The organism is Aurantibacillus circumpalustris (assembly GCF_029625215.1).
Lineage (GTDB): Bacteria > Bacteroidota > Bacteroidia > B-17B0 > Aurantibacillaceae > Aurantibacillus > Aurantibacillus circumpalustris.
In genome coordinates, this window is sequence record NZ_CP121197.1 from 1,331,151 (window position 1) to 1,346,022 (window position 14,872).

Sequence of the window (14,872 nt, forward strand, 5' to 3'; positions counted from 1 at the left end):
TGTTTTTAAGTGCTGTATGTTGGTTAATTCCTACTTGTTTAAAATTCTGATCCGTGATACTTGTCTGCTCCCTCTTGCCAAACAATGTATGGCTCTGTGCCGCCGTATCTGCTTGTTGGAAAAGCTTTAAATCCAACAACTCTAATTTTTATCATCGCATCCCGGCGTATTCTTTTCGCCACTTTTCCATCGGGCAATTTTCCATCTTCGTGGCTCACGTAAATCCAAAGAACGTTTGGTAATGTTTCCTTCAGGTGTTTGTATTGGCTAAAGGTCATTTCCGAGTACTGCACCGTGTCAATTATTACAATCTTTGGTGCTTTCTTTTTTTTAAGCCGCTCCTCTAATTCGTTCATCGGCTCGTTATCCAACAGCATTACGCGCCGTCTCACATCTTCCATTCCTACGCGCTTAAACGCTTTTTTCATACTCTCGCTATCTCCCTCTTCCATGCTGTTGTATAGCACTTTTCCAAATTGCGAGAGGTATTTTGCAAGCTTCAAAACGTAGGTTGTTTTTCCGTTGCTGCTATCTCCCCAAATCAACCAAGTTTTAAAAGGCTCCGGTTGGCCGAGGTGTTTTTCCCACTCTCCTTCAAAAGCTAAAAGCTTTCGTTTCTTTGCGTATAGTTCGCTTACACTTAATGCTCTCGCCATACGTCTACAGTTTTTTAAGTTCTGTAGGTATGCGGCGCAAGCTGCCTTCTGTTTTAATTAAAATCTTTTGTACATCAACACCTTCAGGTGCATTCGCTTTTATTACTGCGGTGGCCTGTGCCATTGTAAAAGCTTTTTGCTCGTCCGCTCCCATTGGCGTGCTGCGCTGGTATCTTTTACCGTAGCGGCTAAAAATTTCCGCATAACCAACCCGTTTACATTCTATTGATCGGCGTATCTTTTCTTTTAACCCATCTGCGCCCATCATATACCAGCCGCAAGCGTTCTCGGTAGCATTCCATAATGCTTTTAATTCTAAAAAGGCAGAGTATTCTAAATCGCCAACCTCGTCTAAAATAACAAGGGGGTTATGAGCCGCGCTAGTTATGTAGTAACACAAATCTCCATAAACATTACTATACTTTCCAACGTGCTCAACCCCGAACTCGCGCGCAATTTGTCTAACTAATTTTTGTCTCGTTTTTACTTGGCTGCAATCAATGTAAACCGCGCCTTTATTTTCGCGCACATAAACCCGCGCGCTGTATGTTTTACCAATTCCGGCATCATCACAAAAAATCGCGCTTATACTTTTCTCTTGGCACTTTTTAAGTTGCGCTGTAATCGTGTTGTAAACGGGAGTTTTTGCCGTATTCCATTTACTGTTGCCTTTTAAATCAACCTCGGCAAGTCGCGCTAAACTTATCCATTGGCCATCACTTACTACCTGAAAAAAGTTGCCGTTGCTAAGTCTGCTCCATTGCGCAGCGTTAATACCTATTTTTGTCGAGAACCCTTTATCGCTTCCGATATACATGCCGCGTTGCTCTTTTAAGGCTTTTACTATTTTGCTTTTTGCTTCTGTGGTTATCATAGATTTATTTTTTTTGAGATTTAATTATTTCTTTAAGTCTTTGGTTTGCCTCATCCATTCGGTATTCCTTTTCCAACTCCTTCACCCTTCTTTCTTGCTCCCGGTTAAACGCTTTTGTTTTTTCACTTAACTCAACCTCTAAAGCAAAAGGTGGTTCGTTTTTATTTTCGTGGCTCATAGGTAAATTCGCTTTGTTAAAACCTACCGGGCAAACAACCTCTCCAATTATACCGTGTGCATTTCCGCAACATTTACAAATCAGGTTGTTTGTCATTGGTTATTTATAAATTGTCAATTGCTTCTTGTTCGTCATTCTCTTGGCTGTATTGGTCTGTGATTGCATCCGGGTTAAACGGCTCTTCAACAACCTCCTCTTTTATTTCAGCTTCAGTTTCTAGCGCCTCGTTCAAAATTTTACTTTCAATAATCACAGCCGCGGCTAATTCTTGTTTGCTGTTTTTAGTGGCTGCATCAAATTCACTTACCACACTACTTTGGCGGCGGTAATTTTCGTAATCTATCGAGGTGGCTTCAGCTTTACTTTCGTTGTAAGCAATTATCTTGTCTGCCTTACATAAAAACAACTCGCCTTGGTACAAATACACTTCGCTAATCAAACCCTCTTCATTTGGCAGATAAAACGCGTCTACGGTGTAATTTCCCGGTGTTAGTTTATCCATTATAGAAAAGCTGCCTATTCCGTACTTAGAACCTAAAACTGTTGCGTAATGGTTGCGGCGTATACTTGTTACTGTTTTGTTTCCAATCGCGCGGTAAACAATTGCTTTGCTTACGGTTGGCGAATTAGGATTCATGTTTTCAGTTAACACTTGCCAGCGAGTTTTGCCGGGATACTTTTTTTGTTTTGGGTGTAACTGGTTGTTGTAATCTTTACAAGCTTGCACATCATCTGCAACAAGTCTCTCGTAAGGCAGTTGGTTTTTTTCAACAAACTCATCGCCTTTTTTATCGCGGTCTACGGTGTAAGCTTCGTGTTTACTCCACCAACGGCCTATGCCGTTTTGTGTTTTCATTTCAACACCGTATTTTTTAGCGCGATTAAAGTGCTCTGCTCTTTTCTCTTGTGAGTTTCCAGCGTTACAAACGCGCACAAAAGGAAACATCACGCCTAAATCATCAAAGAATTTATTTACTAAGTGATGTTCAACTTCAACCTCCATCGGCATTCCAAATTGCTCGCGTTCAATCAATCTAAACAGGTCGCGCATACAGTCTAAAAACAACTCTTCATTTTTAAACAAACTATGCGAGTAGCCAATTACGCATCCACTAGTTACATCGTAAGCGTAATAAGCCTTAACCCATTTACCATTGTTGCACTTGCGCGGTAAATCTCTATCGTCCATCGATATTTTACTAAACGAAAACTCAGGCGCGTGTCTGTGGTGGTGTGGTCTGTGAACATTGTTATATCTGTGTGATCCCATTCTTATCTTATCAACCACGCTTCTATTTTGCGCTTGGTTTAAATAATTCCAAACCGTTGTCTCACCAATTACAATCGGGCTGTCGTTTTCGTAAAAATCAAGTGGATTAAAAAGCTCTCCTGTTTTTCTGTCCGCAACTTGTATGTGTCCGGTTAAGAATTGAATGTATAACGAGTGAACCGTTGATGCGAAAGGCTTATTCGGCATCGTGTAAAGGCTCATAATAAGATTTTCAATTTTGTCGTTTACCTTGCGACTGTTATCATTGCAGTATTTACCGCTAATCAACCCAGCATAACCTTCGCTTAAATATTTAGAGTACTTCCTGCTAAGTGTTACCGATGTAGATGGTAAGGAGTGTTTTAATTCGGCTCTAACATTATTTACAGCGGTTACAGCGTTATGCCAAAACTTATTTAAACTCGCACCTAGCTTACTGCGCACCTCTTTGGCGTTTGTGTGCGTTTCTTTTATCGCATTAAGAACAGCCGCGTTAATACTATACTCGCGCTGTGTATCCGATGGTAATTTTCTGCCGTCAGATAATGTATAGTCGCTGTAAAAACTTATAGCTTTCGAATCGGCAATTATTTTATCTTTAAAAGGCTTTATTGTTGCTTGCTCTGTAACCTCGCCATACTTAGCTGAAATCATATCGCGATATTTTTGAGGTATACTATTAAACTCAACTAAAGCAGACTGGCCATTGCAAGCGCGGCGCATAACATTAACACCACTCTTAACCCATTTGTCCCACAACGATTTTGATATAAGGCCATCGGGGTTTCCGTCCCTCATTATCAACATCGATCCGCTAATACATAACTTGTCTTTGTAATATTCCATGCTTTCAGTGTTTAATCGTTTTCTCCTACAATAATTATCTCCTTTGCTTTCTGCTGGCCGTTTTCAATATGTCTGTTCAATTTTTTAGCTGCTTTGTAAATTATTTTAGCTAAAGCCGAGTTTATTGGCCTTCTTGCCGAAACTATTTTTCTCACGTAATTCTCTTCGCAATCCGCTTCTGTAGCTAAGAATTTTACTTGCTCACCAGTAATGTGAGTAAGCGGTAAGTGTTTAAATTTTGATGGTATTGAATTTTTCATATACATTTGTCCCGAATACGGTACAAATATAAGTCAGATTATTTGACTAAAGAGTTAAAATGTCAAATAAAACTTACATACTTATCAACAATCGTATTGTTAATTTGACGTAAATGGAGTTTTTCGCTAAAAACCTCAAATATTTAAGAGAGCAATTAGGCAAGAATCAGCCTGATGTAGCTAGTGATTTGGGGCATCCGTCAAGAAGCCGCATTGCAAACTATGAAACCGGAGCTTCTAAACCGGGCTTCGAAGATTTAGTAAAACTCGCCAAGTATTATAACATTTCTCTTGACGACTTATTACATAAAGACATATCCGATCCAAACTTTACAACAGTTAACGAAGCGCAAACGGCTTACGAGAAAAAGGACTTAAATATGTCTTATTTGCTTTTGGAAAACGAAACTCTACATAAAAGGGTCACAACTTTAGAATCTCTCAATAAAATACTTTCGACAGATAATGCAGATTTAACGACGAGTAATAACAATTTGCTCACCATGCTCAAATCCTTGTCTAGCAAGGAAAATAAAGAGAAAAAAATGTAACAAGCCAGCGTTTTTACACGTTATAAAGTTACACAAATCACAAAACTATATTTATGGACATCCCCAAGCATCCAAATTGCCAAACCTGTGGCATTGTTAAACAATTACTTTCCGTAATCAAAGACTTAGAATTAATACATAAGTTTTCAAATAAAAAACCAGTAGTACATAGTACGCCTCCCAAAGTCAGATTAAACTAGACTTCACCCCATTTTCACCCCGTTTTTTCAGCCCAATTAAGGCTAATCAACTGCTTTTCAGTCAAATAAACTGACGTTTTACTATTTCTATTGTCAAAACTAAGGAAATAAGGGTTGGTGTATGTGGCTTTTTATGCCGTTTAAACACTTTTTTAAGGGTATTAAATCACAACAAAACACTTAAAAAGTATGCCCAACTGTCCGCCCAACCGTCCGCCCAACTATGTTTTTTCGTCGTTTTTTACACTTTTATCGGTAGAAAATTAACCTTTTTGGTCATAAAACAAAAAAGGCCGCAAGGCCTATAAAATAAAGGCTTTAAGCCCTTTGTTAGTTAATTTGACGCGTGTATAGTTGATCTGATTAAAACGCGGTTAAATGGCGGTTTTATTGGGTTTTTTCGGCTTTTTATAGTTGATAATGAGTAATTGATAAAATGTACCCTGTAATTAACCAACTATACACCTAATATGTACTTTTCGTTTTGAATAAGGTTTTCGGCTTTTTGGGCTAATCTTCAATGTTAACGGGCTTTTTCGGCTTTTTTGGAGATACTCTCTTTATCACTTTTGGTTTTGACCCCCTTAAAAAACAGCTCTAAGCATTTGATTTTAAAACAAATTTTATGAATACTACAAATCATAGCAAGGTGCTGCTACGATAACACATACTTTTGTGAAGAGCTTAGTTAGTAAAGCGTGAATAAGAAAGTGGCAAAGGCAATTAGAACAAGACTAACTTTGATAAAATACGTAATCAATAAATAAGAAATATATCATGGCAAAGAAAAACTCAGAAGATGTAATGGAGGTAAATGACAAAAAAGCGGTTAGTTCAGAAAAGCTAAAAGCACTTCAATTAACATTGGACAAACTAGAAAAAACGTATGGTAAAGGTACTGTAATGAAACTGGGTGATGCTAAAATTGAAGCCATCGAAGCCATTTCAACAGGATCTTTAGGTCTTGATATTGCTCTTGGTATTGGCGGTTTACCAAAAGGTCGTGTGGTTGAAATATACGGGCCAGAATCTTCAGGTAAAACAACTTTAGCCATTCATGCTATTGCCAATGTGCAAAAAAGTGGTGGCATTGCTGCCTTTATAGATGCTGAACATGCTTTTGATCGTTTTTATGCTGAAAAATTAGGTGTAGATACTGGAAGTCTTTTAATATCACAACCCGATAATGGGGAACAAGCCCTGGAGATTGCAGACAATTTGATTCGCAGCGGCGCTGTTGATTTAGTTGTTGTTGACTCTGTTGCCGCTCTTACGCCAAAAGCCGAAATTGAAGGTGAAATGGGTGATAGCCGCATGGGTTTGCAAGCACGTTTAATGAGTCAGGCGCTTCGTAAATTAACAGGTACAATTAATAAAACAGGCTGTTGCTGTATTTTTATTAATCAGTTGCGTGAAAAAATTGGCATTATGTTTGGAAATCCTGAAACAACAACGGGAGGTAATGCTTTAAAGTTTTATGCTTCGGTACGTTTGGATATTCGTAGAATAAGTCAGTTAAAAGAAGGCGACGTAGTAGCAGGTAACCGTGCTCGTGTTAAAGTTGTAAAAAATAAATTGGCGCCACCATTTCGTATGGCTGAGTTCGATATTATTTTTGGAGAAGGTATTAGTAAGGTTGGTGAGATTATTGATATAGGTGTTGAAAAGGGAATTATTAAAAAAGCTGGATCGTGGTTCAGTTACGAAGACACTAAATTAGGGCAAGGACGCGACTCGGTTAAAAACCTGTTTGCTGAAAATCCTGATTTGGCCGATGAAATCGAAGGAAAAATAAAAGACATATTGAGCGCTGAGAATGCTCCTGCCGAATAGGTAGCTTGTTTTTTAGAGATTTGTTAAATGAAAGCCATTCTGAAAAGGGTGGCTTTTGTTTTTTTATCATACTATAAATTGTAGTAAGACTTTGAATTAAACCGTAGTAACTTTGATTATGCAAACACCCAAAGTTATTCTTGGAAGAGATAAGCATAAAAAAATTGACATTGTCAAAATCTCATTCGAAAAAAACAATGAATTGTTACGTTGTTTAAGAAAATTGCCGCAACTAAAGTGGAGTGCAACACTGCGCACTTGGTATGCGCCCTACACTAGTTCGTTAACCAAAGAAATTTTAAAATTAGTGCAAGGCCTTGCTGAGATTCATTTTGACGTTGCAGCTAAAGAGTCTGTGATTGTGGAAATAAGTTCATCAAAAACTCACAACGAATCAGTTACGGTTATAAAATCTCCAGCAAAACAATTGGCGGAATTAAATCCTGATCAGGAAGGAAATGTAAAAACTTTAGAATATTGGATGCGTTCGCGTAGATATAGTGAAAGCACTATTAGTACATACACTGAAGCGCTACGTGTTTTTTTGCGATATTTTCCTAATAAAGCGGTTGATGATATAACGAATGAAGATTTAATTGTTTTTAACAATCAGTATATTATTCTGCATAAATTATCGGCTTCCTATCAAAATCAAGTCGTAAACGCAGTGAAACTATTTTTTCGCACTGTTCAAAAACGGTCGATGGATGTTGAGCTAATATATAGACCAAAAAGAGCGAAGTTGCTGCCTAATGTCTTGAGTAAGGAAGAAGTTAAGTGGATTTTGAACGCCTTAAATAACATTAAACACAAAACCATGTTAAGTTTGATTTATGCCTGTGGTTTACGCTGCGGGGAGTTATTGAGGCTAAAGCCAGAACACGTTGATGAAAGACGAAAACTATTAATTATAAAACAGTCGAAAGGTAAAAAGGATCGCATTGTTCCTTTGAGTGATAAGGTAGTAGCTTTAATTTCCGAACATCTAAGAATACAGAAGGGTGATTTTTTTCTATTTGAAGGGCAAACAAAAGGACAGATGTATGATGATCGTAGTTTACAACAAGTGCTGAGGAATGCAGTTTCGAAAGCGGGCATTCGAAAACCCGTAACTCTGCATTGGTTGAGACACAGTTACGCAACGCATTTATTAGAGGGAGGCACCGATTTACGTTATATACAAGAAATTTTGGGGCACAACAGTAGTAGAACAACGGAGATATATACCCACGTAAGTAATTTGAGTATTCAACGCATTATTTCACCATTTGATACTTTATAGAAAATGTTTATTTTAGTACAACTATCTGAGAAAGCCCAAGAAATTCTCATAAAAACGAGAAAATCTAAAAAGCTATAAACATTCGCCAATCTCCCATATGTATGTTGGATAAGCGAAAGTTTATAGCGGGTATATGGTAGTTATGTGCAATTGTCCAGGTGACCGCCTGTGTGAAGTGTAGTTTTGAGGAGAGGAATCAATTTAATTTTTTGGAGAATAAGGCCAGCTGCTTGTGAAAAAATTATGACAGTAATTTTTTTGGCTGCCAAGTTGTTTCGATCGACATCGTGAAAGCTCGCTTTCAAACGACTGGCGTCGTTAAAACAACTTGACAAAGTTATTTTTAAAAATTTACAAAGTCAAATTTTACTACAAAATGTAGCATCTGGACTTTTTTGTTCTCAAAAACTAAATGGCCTTCTCCCCTCACGTCTCCAAGACGGCGCCAATCAGAAAGATTAGCGCCATATTGTAGACTAAAACTCCAAACTTCCTGGGCTAGACTTAACAGTTGTGGCCACTGGACAACTACGTGGCCCCACCGCACCGCCTAGACTGCCAACTGCACATAACACTGGGCAATTGCGTCATTTTTGCGTGTTACTGTACAAATACTTAACTTGGACTAGCAAAAACGCACGCAAGCCCAGAATCCGTTACTGGTAAGCCACCGGGGCATCGAAACAAACAAGGACATCAACCTCACTCTATAGACAATTGACGGTATAAAACGGACAAATAAGTTGATTAACGTATAATTAAGTTGTATAACTGAAATATAAGTTATACATTTGTTTCATAATCTTTAAAAACTACAATTATGGTTAATTTAATTTTTAAATATCTCTTTGAGAGTTCTCTATGTTTGATTCTCTTTATAGAAACTTACAGAATACTTATTGCTAACAAGACGAATTTCTCATGGATGAGATTTTATCTATTAATTAGCATGGCTCTTACTTTAATTATACCATTAATTGTCATTCCGATTGAATGGTCAGTCAAATTAATTCAGACCGATTCATTTCCAAATACGTTTTTAATGCAGGCAAAACAGACAGCGACCACAGTTGTAAATAACGATCCAAATTTTATTCAAGCTAATTCAGGGATTTCTATACTCAAAATGGTTCTATTCATTGTTTTTATAGTTTATATGATTGGAATTATTTATAAATCCTATTTCGTTATCAAGAATTTGGTGGAAATAAGTAGCTTGATTAAAAAAAACTCTAAGGTAAAAGAAGGAAATTATTGGATCGTTTATCTTAAAACTGAGACACCTGCTTTCTCTTTTCTTAATTATATTTTTATTAATAACACTTATAAAGATCTTTCTTCTTATGAACTGCAGGTTATAAAGAACCATGAAATGGTTCACGTAAAACAATACCACACACTTGACATTTTATTTGTTGAACTTGTTGGTATAGTATTTTGGTTCAACCCAACTGTAAACTATTTAAAGAAATCCATTAAAGAAATTCACGAATATATAGTTGATGAAAGAATTGCTGGACATGGCGAAAATAAAAAGGCATACGCCCAGCTATTATTAACCTTAGCATCCGACACTAATGTATTTGATCTCGCAACAAGTTTTACAGGCGAACATATTAAACGTAGAATTTTGATGATTGCAAAACCTAGGACTTCTCCAAAATATAAACTTATATTCTTTGTTCTCGTTCCGCTCACTGCAATGTTGTTATTATCATTCTCCTATTTAAAAAATCCTAAAGCGAATTCCAAAATACGAAATGAAGTAAAGGGTTTGAAATTAAAAAAATATTGCGGTGTATATTTTCCATCAAAAAGAGACATTAACTTTGAGCTAAAGCCAATGGAAATAATACTTAAGGATGATAAGTTATTTGTCAATGGAACTGTTGCATTACATTTTGAAGCAGATAGCATATTCTCATATACTGATAATAGTGAAAGAACTATTAAATTCGATCTCGATAGTAAAAAGGAAGTTACAGGCTGTGCTTTACTAAAATTTGAAACAAAAGGACATGCTAATTATATAGTTTTAAAGGGTGAATATTCAAAAGGTAAACAGGTAAAATAGATAAGGATTGTCATGGATGAATTAACAAAAGCAGAGGAACGTATTATGCTAATATTCTGGGAGTTAAAAAAAGCGTTTGTAAAAGACGTATTAGCTGAAATTCCTGACAAACCGAAACCACCATACAACACAATTTCATCTGTAGCAAGAATTCTTGCCAATAAAGGATATTTAAAATATAACACATACGGAAAAACATACGAATATTATCCAGCGATTTCTCAAGCGGATTATCGAAAAATTAAAGTGAAAAAAATGTTGTCGGGTTATTTTAGCGACTCTCCTTCAACACTTCTATCATTTATGATCAATGAAGAAAAACTTAGTAAAAGGGAAATAGAAAAAATGAAGAATATTATAAATAAAATATCTTAGACTTCAGGACACCAAGCTGTGCGCGGCACACATACCTGTAACAGCACCTCCTATGTAAAGCAGAAATAATTATGAACATCTTTTGAGAAGCAACAGCGAACTCTTTTTAATATGAGAAATTCGGCCGTGCGAAGGCCAGTGCGTTTCTCATATTAAAAAGGGGTAAATTTTCGGTGGACTACATTTAACATTACGGACGACAGGCATGGCTTCTGCTTGGAAAACGATATCAACCGAGCCGTTGGACGTCAACAAAACTCATTGACACGGGGTAAGTGATATCACATTCGTTTAAACGATGGTTTTGCTTATTTGAGTCTGATAACCGATGCTTACAGTAGAAAGACCGTAGACTTTTATCTAGGCTACCCCAAATTTGAAGCTGTTTTTTACGTATATTTATCTCTATCAAAATTATTCAAATGAAGAATTATTTATTATGTGTTTTTATTAGCCTAAGCCATTTACTTTTTTCTCAAACAACTCTTACGCAAGCTTTTAACGGGCCCGTTGCCGGCGATGTGGAGAGCACATTTGGACTTGACACTTCAGCTTATTCTTCTGGGCTTCCAATAAATGTAATCGGTAATAATGTTACCTGGGACTTTACAAAAATTGTTGGTTTTGAACCCTTATTAAAAGATAATTATTTAAGCGCAGCGAGTGTTCCAAGCTCTTCAAACTATTCCGGCTGTAATTTAGTTCAAGAATCTACAGGATTATATACATATTTAAAATCTACAACCAGTCCCACTACACAGACAGAATTATTGGCCTTGAACATCAGTTCTATTTCTCTCACATTCACAAATTCTGCCATCATTGCAAAATATCCGATTACATATGGTTCTACTTCAACAGATAATTTATCGGGTACTTTTACTTTTTCTGTGAATGGAACGTTTAGCGGAAGTATAACAAGCAGTGCAGACGGAATTGGAACACTTAATTTAGCTATGGGTAGCGTTTTGACTAATGTAATAAGAGTTAAAAGTATTCAGTCAATTAATTTTAATGCCTCGCTTATTGCCGGTTTTCCACCCACACAAGTGGCCACGTTCAAACAAACTACTTACGATTATTATTCGCCTTTATTTAAATTTCCCGTAATAAGTATAAATTACAGTAAGTTCACTACCGTTTTAACAAGTTCGGCTACCGTTACGGGAAATGCAACGGGGAGTGCGAATTATATTGTGGTTGGTCTTAAAGAAAATACGTTAAATAACCAGGATGTTATTTTGTATCCAAATCCAACACAGAGCAGTTTCGGTATACATTTAAATAATGGCATTACATTGAGTTCAACGAAACTTTATAATCATCTAGGGGAGTTAGTTTTAGCCGATGATAAAAACGTTATTAATTTCTCCGAATTACCAACTGGCATCTACATTGCCGAAATAGTAACAGATAAGGGATCAATCAGAAAAAAAATTGTTAAAGAGTAATTTAATTCTCACAAAACATCGAAAGCTAGCATTTACTGATTTTTTATTCTTAATAACAGCCGTATCTTTGCCCCGTTAATAAAAACGCGCGTGAAAAATAAAAAATGGCTTTTACTTATAATTATTGCTTTTCCATCCTTTTTTTGGCTGATTCTTGAAACCAGTACAATTAACTCAAGCAAATTACCATTTTATGGCCCTAAAAAGGTTTTAAGCCTTGGTAGTGATACAATTTATCACACAGTACCAGATTCATTTTACCTTCAAAAAGAAGATATCGGCGCTTTAGGTAACTTAAATTCTTTAAACACTACAGACTTTCCTCTTTATGCTATTATTTTTATTAGCAATAAATATAGAGCCGATTCTTACCGTTTAACGGGCTTATGGGAATATTTGAATTACAAAAAAGAAAAGGTGGTTCACATTCCTTTTGCGCTCGTAACAGAACATGACGGACTAAGGTCTCAAGCTTATTCTGAATTAAAAAAACTTAACGTTCACTCCAACGTGCATTTCTATAATTGGAAAAAAAATGGTTTCGATAGTCTTGCAAAAATTTATTTTGCCGGAAAACCTTATTACATCGACTACAGCTTTTTCTTATTAATTGATCAAAACAGGCATATCCGCGGTTACTACGATGGACGTTATGTTTCTGAAATAAAACGTTTAATAGGAGAATACCAACATTTAAGGTTAAAAGAAGAAAAACAAAAATTAATAGAAAGCAATGAAATTAAATCAGATTCGTAATGCTGTTTATGCTTTACCTTTTTTATTAGGGGTAAGCTGCAAACAAGAAAGTCCTAAATTATTATTACCTGTTTATGGTGAGAAAAAAATTTCTACAGATGAAAAAAAAGACACACTCTATCATACTATAGGAGAGTTTAATCTTATAAATCAATATGACGAAACTGTTTCAAAGGAAACTGTTAAGAACAAAATTTATGTAGCCAATTTCTTTTTTGCTACCTGCCAAAGTATTTGTCCCGAAATGAGTACTAACTTAACGGATGTACAAAAAGCTTTTGCGGATGACGACTCATTATTGATTCTTTCACATTCTGTGAACCCATTGCACGATACAGTTGAGGTTCTAATGGATTACGCTTCCACCTATAAGGCCTCAAAAAATAAATGGCATTTGCTTACTGGGGACAAAAAACACATTTATGATTTAGCAAAAACAAGCTACCTCGTAAATGCTTTTGAAGACGATGGAAGTCCTGAAGGATTTTTGCACAGCGAATTATTTTTACTGATTGATAAAAAAGGACGTATGCGCGGCATGTATGATGGAACCGACAAGGCTCAAGTTCAGAAACTGATAGAGGATATTCGGTTGTTGAAGAAAGAGTAGTTGATGACTACTTAAGAAACAGGAAGCAAGATCCAAGAGTTGGATTAACACATGCCATAAAAAAATCCCGATAAATTTTTATCGGGATTTTTTATTGAATCGTATCTAAAACTAGTTTTGATTTTGGTTGACTTTCTTATTATTCTCTTTATCAATTAACTCTAATGTTTTGAGCATTTCAACAACTTGATCTGCGCCTAAACGTTTTGCTTTTATCTTTTTATCCTTATCCAATACATAAATTACAGGAGTAGAGTAAATATCAAAACGTTCTTTCAGATTGTTGATATGCACCGGATCAAACACGTGAATAAAATCGTTTAATTTCTTTTCGATAATAAATTTTTTCCAACTGTCATACAATTCATCTTTTGTTTGAACTGCAAATACTTTATAATCAATACTGCTTTTAATAGCTTTTAAATCTTCATGCAATTTTGGAACCTCTGTTTGGCAATGCCCGCAATCAGCAGCCCAGAAAACAAGTACAGTATATTTTGCATTTACAGAATACAAGGTTTTAAACATAGGTGTAAGTCTGTCGATGTTCTTATAATACAAATCCGTTATACTTTTACTTGTGCTTGCAGTATCAAAACCCATTTTTCGCACCGGTTTTCCATAGGTGGTATCGATCATGTACAATTCAGAAACTTTGGCATCTAACAAGAGATTTCTCATAATATCAACACGTTCCTTAATGTTTTTTATGGTTTCTTCTGTGTACACACCTTTAGCTTTACCGCTTAAAATATATTTATCGGCAATGTGAACGAACACTTTATCGAAGCCCATAATTTTACTTTGCTCGTACTTGTAAGTGAAATAACCAATCAACAAATTGTAGATTAAGTTATTTTCATCACACTTCGCGAGAATTTTATCTATCTCAAGAATCACGCTATCTGGGTGCATTAAAATTACGCTTTCGAAATATTTTTTTACACGATCATCAAAAAAAGGTGTGCGGATAATTCTTTCATCTTTAAAATCAATTCCATCAAAAAAATGATTTTTATAATAATAATATTGGTACACGCTGTCTGGACGGCCGTTTTTAGCTTTTGGAATATCTGTTGGTTCTTTCTCTGTTTTTAAATTCAGTACATCGTAAACAAAAGTACCTTTCGCTTTCTGCATAAAATCTGCGTCAAACTTTTTTACTTCTTGGTTTAATTCTAATATTTTTTCATTCATGAACTTTGTACTGTCTTCTTTGTTCATGCCCTTGGTTTTCTCACGAATCTTATTAAAATCACCATTTTTTCCGGTGATGTATTTTATGTATGAAAAGAACTGATCGTTTTCTTTATTGCCGGTTACCTTAAGATTAGCAACAATATCAGCAGCATCTGTATTGATTACAAATTTTTGATTTTCATTGATAAAAAAATCAAAGTAGATTGACTTTCCTTCGCTTACAAGGGTGTAAACACCTTTATCCAATTCTTTTTTTCCTTTAAATTGTATAAGTCCGTTTTTAATTGTTTTGCAAGTGTCAGCAATGTACTGTTGATCAAAGGTGTATTTCACCAAATAAACCATAGTATCTTTGCATCCTTTAAAATTTATTTTGATGTCGTAGGCCTGAGATTTTGCGCTAAATGTGAAGATAGCTGCTGACGCCAATAGTAGAATAAATTTTTTCATGTGTGA

General features: G+C 35.8%; 14 protein-coding genes. 8 read left to right on the top strand and 6 right to left on the bottom strand.

The window, feature by feature from the left end; genetic code table 11:
- Positions 1-38: 38 nt before the first annotated feature.
- From P2086_RS05605 to P2086_RS05625, 5 genes are read right to left on the bottom strand one after another with little or no spacing between them, the layout of a single operon-like run.
- Complete coding sequence (locus tag P2086_RS05605; protein ID WP_317899459.1) at positions 39-656, bottom strand: hypothetical protein; 618 nt, start codon at positions 654-656, stop codon at positions 39-41.
- Between the two features lie 4 nt (positions 657-660).
- Positions 661-1,530 (bottom strand): AAA family ATPase, encoded by an 870-nt coding sequence (locus tag P2086_RS05610; RefSeq protein ID WP_317899460.1) that lies wholly within the window; start codon positions 1,528-1,530, stop codon positions 661-663.
- Positions 1,531-1,534: 4 nt separating this feature from the next.
- Complete coding sequence (locus P2086_RS05615; RefSeq protein ID WP_317899461.1) at positions 1,535-1,804, bottom strand: hypothetical protein; 270 nt, start codon at positions 1,802-1,804, stop codon at positions 1,535-1,537.
- 7 nt (positions 1,805-1,811) lie between these two features.
- The gene (locus P2086_RS05620) at positions 1,812-3,824 is read right to left on the bottom strand and encodes a hypothetical protein (RefSeq protein WP_317899462.1); all 2,013 of its coding nucleotides are present in this window, start codon (positions 3,822-3,824) and stop codon (positions 1,812-1,814) included.
- Between the two features lie 11 nt (positions 3,825-3,835).
- Positions 3,836-4,084, bottom strand: a complete 249-nt coding sequence (locus tag P2086_RS05625) for a hypothetical protein (RefSeq protein ID WP_317899463.1) — start codon at positions 4,082-4,084, stop codon at positions 3,836-3,838.
- 113 nt (positions 4,085-4,197) lie between these two features.
- Here P2086_RS05625 and P2086_RS05630 point away from each other — a divergent pair, with 113 nt between their 5' ends.
- The 8 genes from P2086_RS05630 to P2086_RS05665 all read left to right on the top strand — a co-directional run bounded on the left by P2086_RS05630 (position 4,198) and on the right by P2086_RS05665 (position 13,216).
- Positions 4,198-4,635, top strand: coding sequence for a helix-turn-helix domain-containing protein (locus tag P2086_RS05630; RefSeq protein ID WP_317899464.1), 438 nt, complete (start codon positions 4,198-4,200; stop codon positions 4,633-4,635).
- 977 nt (positions 4,636-5,612) lie between these two features.
- Entirely contained in the window at positions 5,613-6,668 is a 1,056-nt protein-coding gene (recA, locus tag P2086_RS05635; RefSeq protein WP_317899465.1) for a recombinase RecA, read from the top strand.
- A 118-nt stretch (positions 6,669-6,786) separates the two neighbouring features.
- Positions 6,787-7,950, top strand: a complete 1,164-nt coding sequence (locus tag P2086_RS05640) for a tyrosine-type recombinase/integrase (RefSeq protein WP_317899466.1) — start codon at positions 6,787-6,789, stop codon at positions 7,948-7,950.
- Positions 7,951-8,770: 820 nt separating this feature from the next.
- Positions 8,771-10,024, top strand: a complete 1,254-nt coding sequence (locus P2086_RS05645; RefSeq protein ID WP_317899467.1) for a M56 family metallopeptidase — start codon at positions 8,771-8,773, stop codon at positions 10,022-10,024.
- Positions 10,025-10,036: 12 nt separating this feature from the next.
- The gene (locus P2086_RS05650; RefSeq protein WP_317899468.1) at positions 10,037-10,399 is read left to right on the top strand and encodes a BlaI/MecI/CopY family transcriptional regulator; all 363 of its coding nucleotides are present in this window, start codon (positions 10,037-10,039) and stop codon (positions 10,397-10,399) included.
- A 422-nt stretch (positions 10,400-10,821) separates the two neighbouring features.
- Complete coding sequence (locus P2086_RS05655; protein WP_317899469.1) at positions 10,822-11,850, top strand: T9SS type A sorting domain-containing protein; 1,029 nt, start codon at positions 10,822-10,824, stop codon at positions 11,848-11,850.
- A gap of 90 nt (positions 11,851-11,940) precedes the next feature.
- On the top strand, positions 11,941-12,606 hold the full coding sequence (locus P2086_RS05660) for a hypothetical protein (protein ID WP_317899470.1): 666 nt from the start codon (positions 11,941-11,943) through the stop codon (positions 12,604-12,606).
- Positions 12,584-13,216, top strand: a complete 633-nt coding sequence (locus P2086_RS05665) for an SCO family protein (RefSeq protein ID WP_317899471.1) — start codon at positions 12,584-12,586, stop codon at positions 13,214-13,216. Before P2086_RS05660 ends, P2086_RS05665 begins: the two co-directional genes overlap by 23 nt.
- 111 nt (positions 13,217-13,327) lie before the next feature.
- Here the strand turns inward: P2086_RS05665 and P2086_RS05670 are convergent, their stop codons facing one another.
- A complete protein-coding gene (locus P2086_RS05670; RefSeq protein WP_317899472.1) occupies positions 13,328-14,866 on the bottom strand; it encodes a DUF5106 domain-containing protein in 1,539 nt (512 codons plus the stop codon).
- Positions 14,867-14,872 lie beyond the last annotated feature (6 nt).

Coding starts and splice junctions, on each gene's coding strand:
- P2086_RS05605 (WP_317899459.1), bottom strand. CDS start 656: ATGGCGAGAGCATTAAGTGTAAGCGAACTATACGCAAAGAAACGAAAG.
- P2086_RS05610 (WP_317899460.1), bottom strand. CDS start 1,530: ATGATAACCACAGAAGCAAAAAGCAAAATAGTAAAAGCCTTAAAAGAG.
- P2086_RS05615 (WP_317899461.1), bottom strand. CDS start 1,804: ATGACAAACAACCTGATTTGTAAATGTTGCGGAAATGCACACGGTATA.
- P2086_RS05620 (WP_317899462.1), bottom strand. CDS start 3,824: ATGGAATATTACAAAGACAAGTTATGTATTAGCGGATCGATGTTGATA.
- P2086_RS05625 (WP_317899463.1), bottom strand. CDS start 4,084: ATGAAAAATTCAATACCATCAAAATTTAAACACTTACCGCTTACTCAC.
- P2086_RS05630 (WP_317899464.1), top strand. CDS start 4,198: ATGGAGTTTTTCGCTAAAAACCTCAAATATTTAAGAGAGCAATTAGGC.
- recA (WP_317899465.1), top strand. CDS start 5,613: ATGGCAAAGAAAAACTCAGAAGATGTAATGGAGGTAAATGACAAAAAA.
- P2086_RS05640 (WP_317899466.1), top strand. CDS start 6,787: ATGCAAACACCCAAAGTTATTCTTGGAAGAGATAAGCATAAAAAAATT.
- P2086_RS05645 (WP_317899467.1), top strand. CDS start 8,771: ATGGTTAATTTAATTTTTAAATATCTCTTTGAGAGTTCTCTATGTTTG.
- P2086_RS05650 (WP_317899468.1), top strand. CDS start 10,037: ATGGATGAATTAACAAAAGCAGAGGAACGTATTATGCTAATATTCTGG.
- P2086_RS05655 (WP_317899469.1), top strand. CDS start 10,822: ATGAAGAATTATTTATTATGTGTTTTTATTAGCCTAAGCCATTTACTT.
- P2086_RS05665 (WP_317899471.1), top strand. CDS start 12,584: ATGAAATTAAATCAGATTCGTAATGCTGTTTATGCTTTACCTTTTTTA.
- P2086_RS05670 (WP_317899472.1), bottom strand. CDS start 14,866: ATGAAAAAATTTATTCTACTATTGGCGTCAGCAGCTATCTTCACATTT.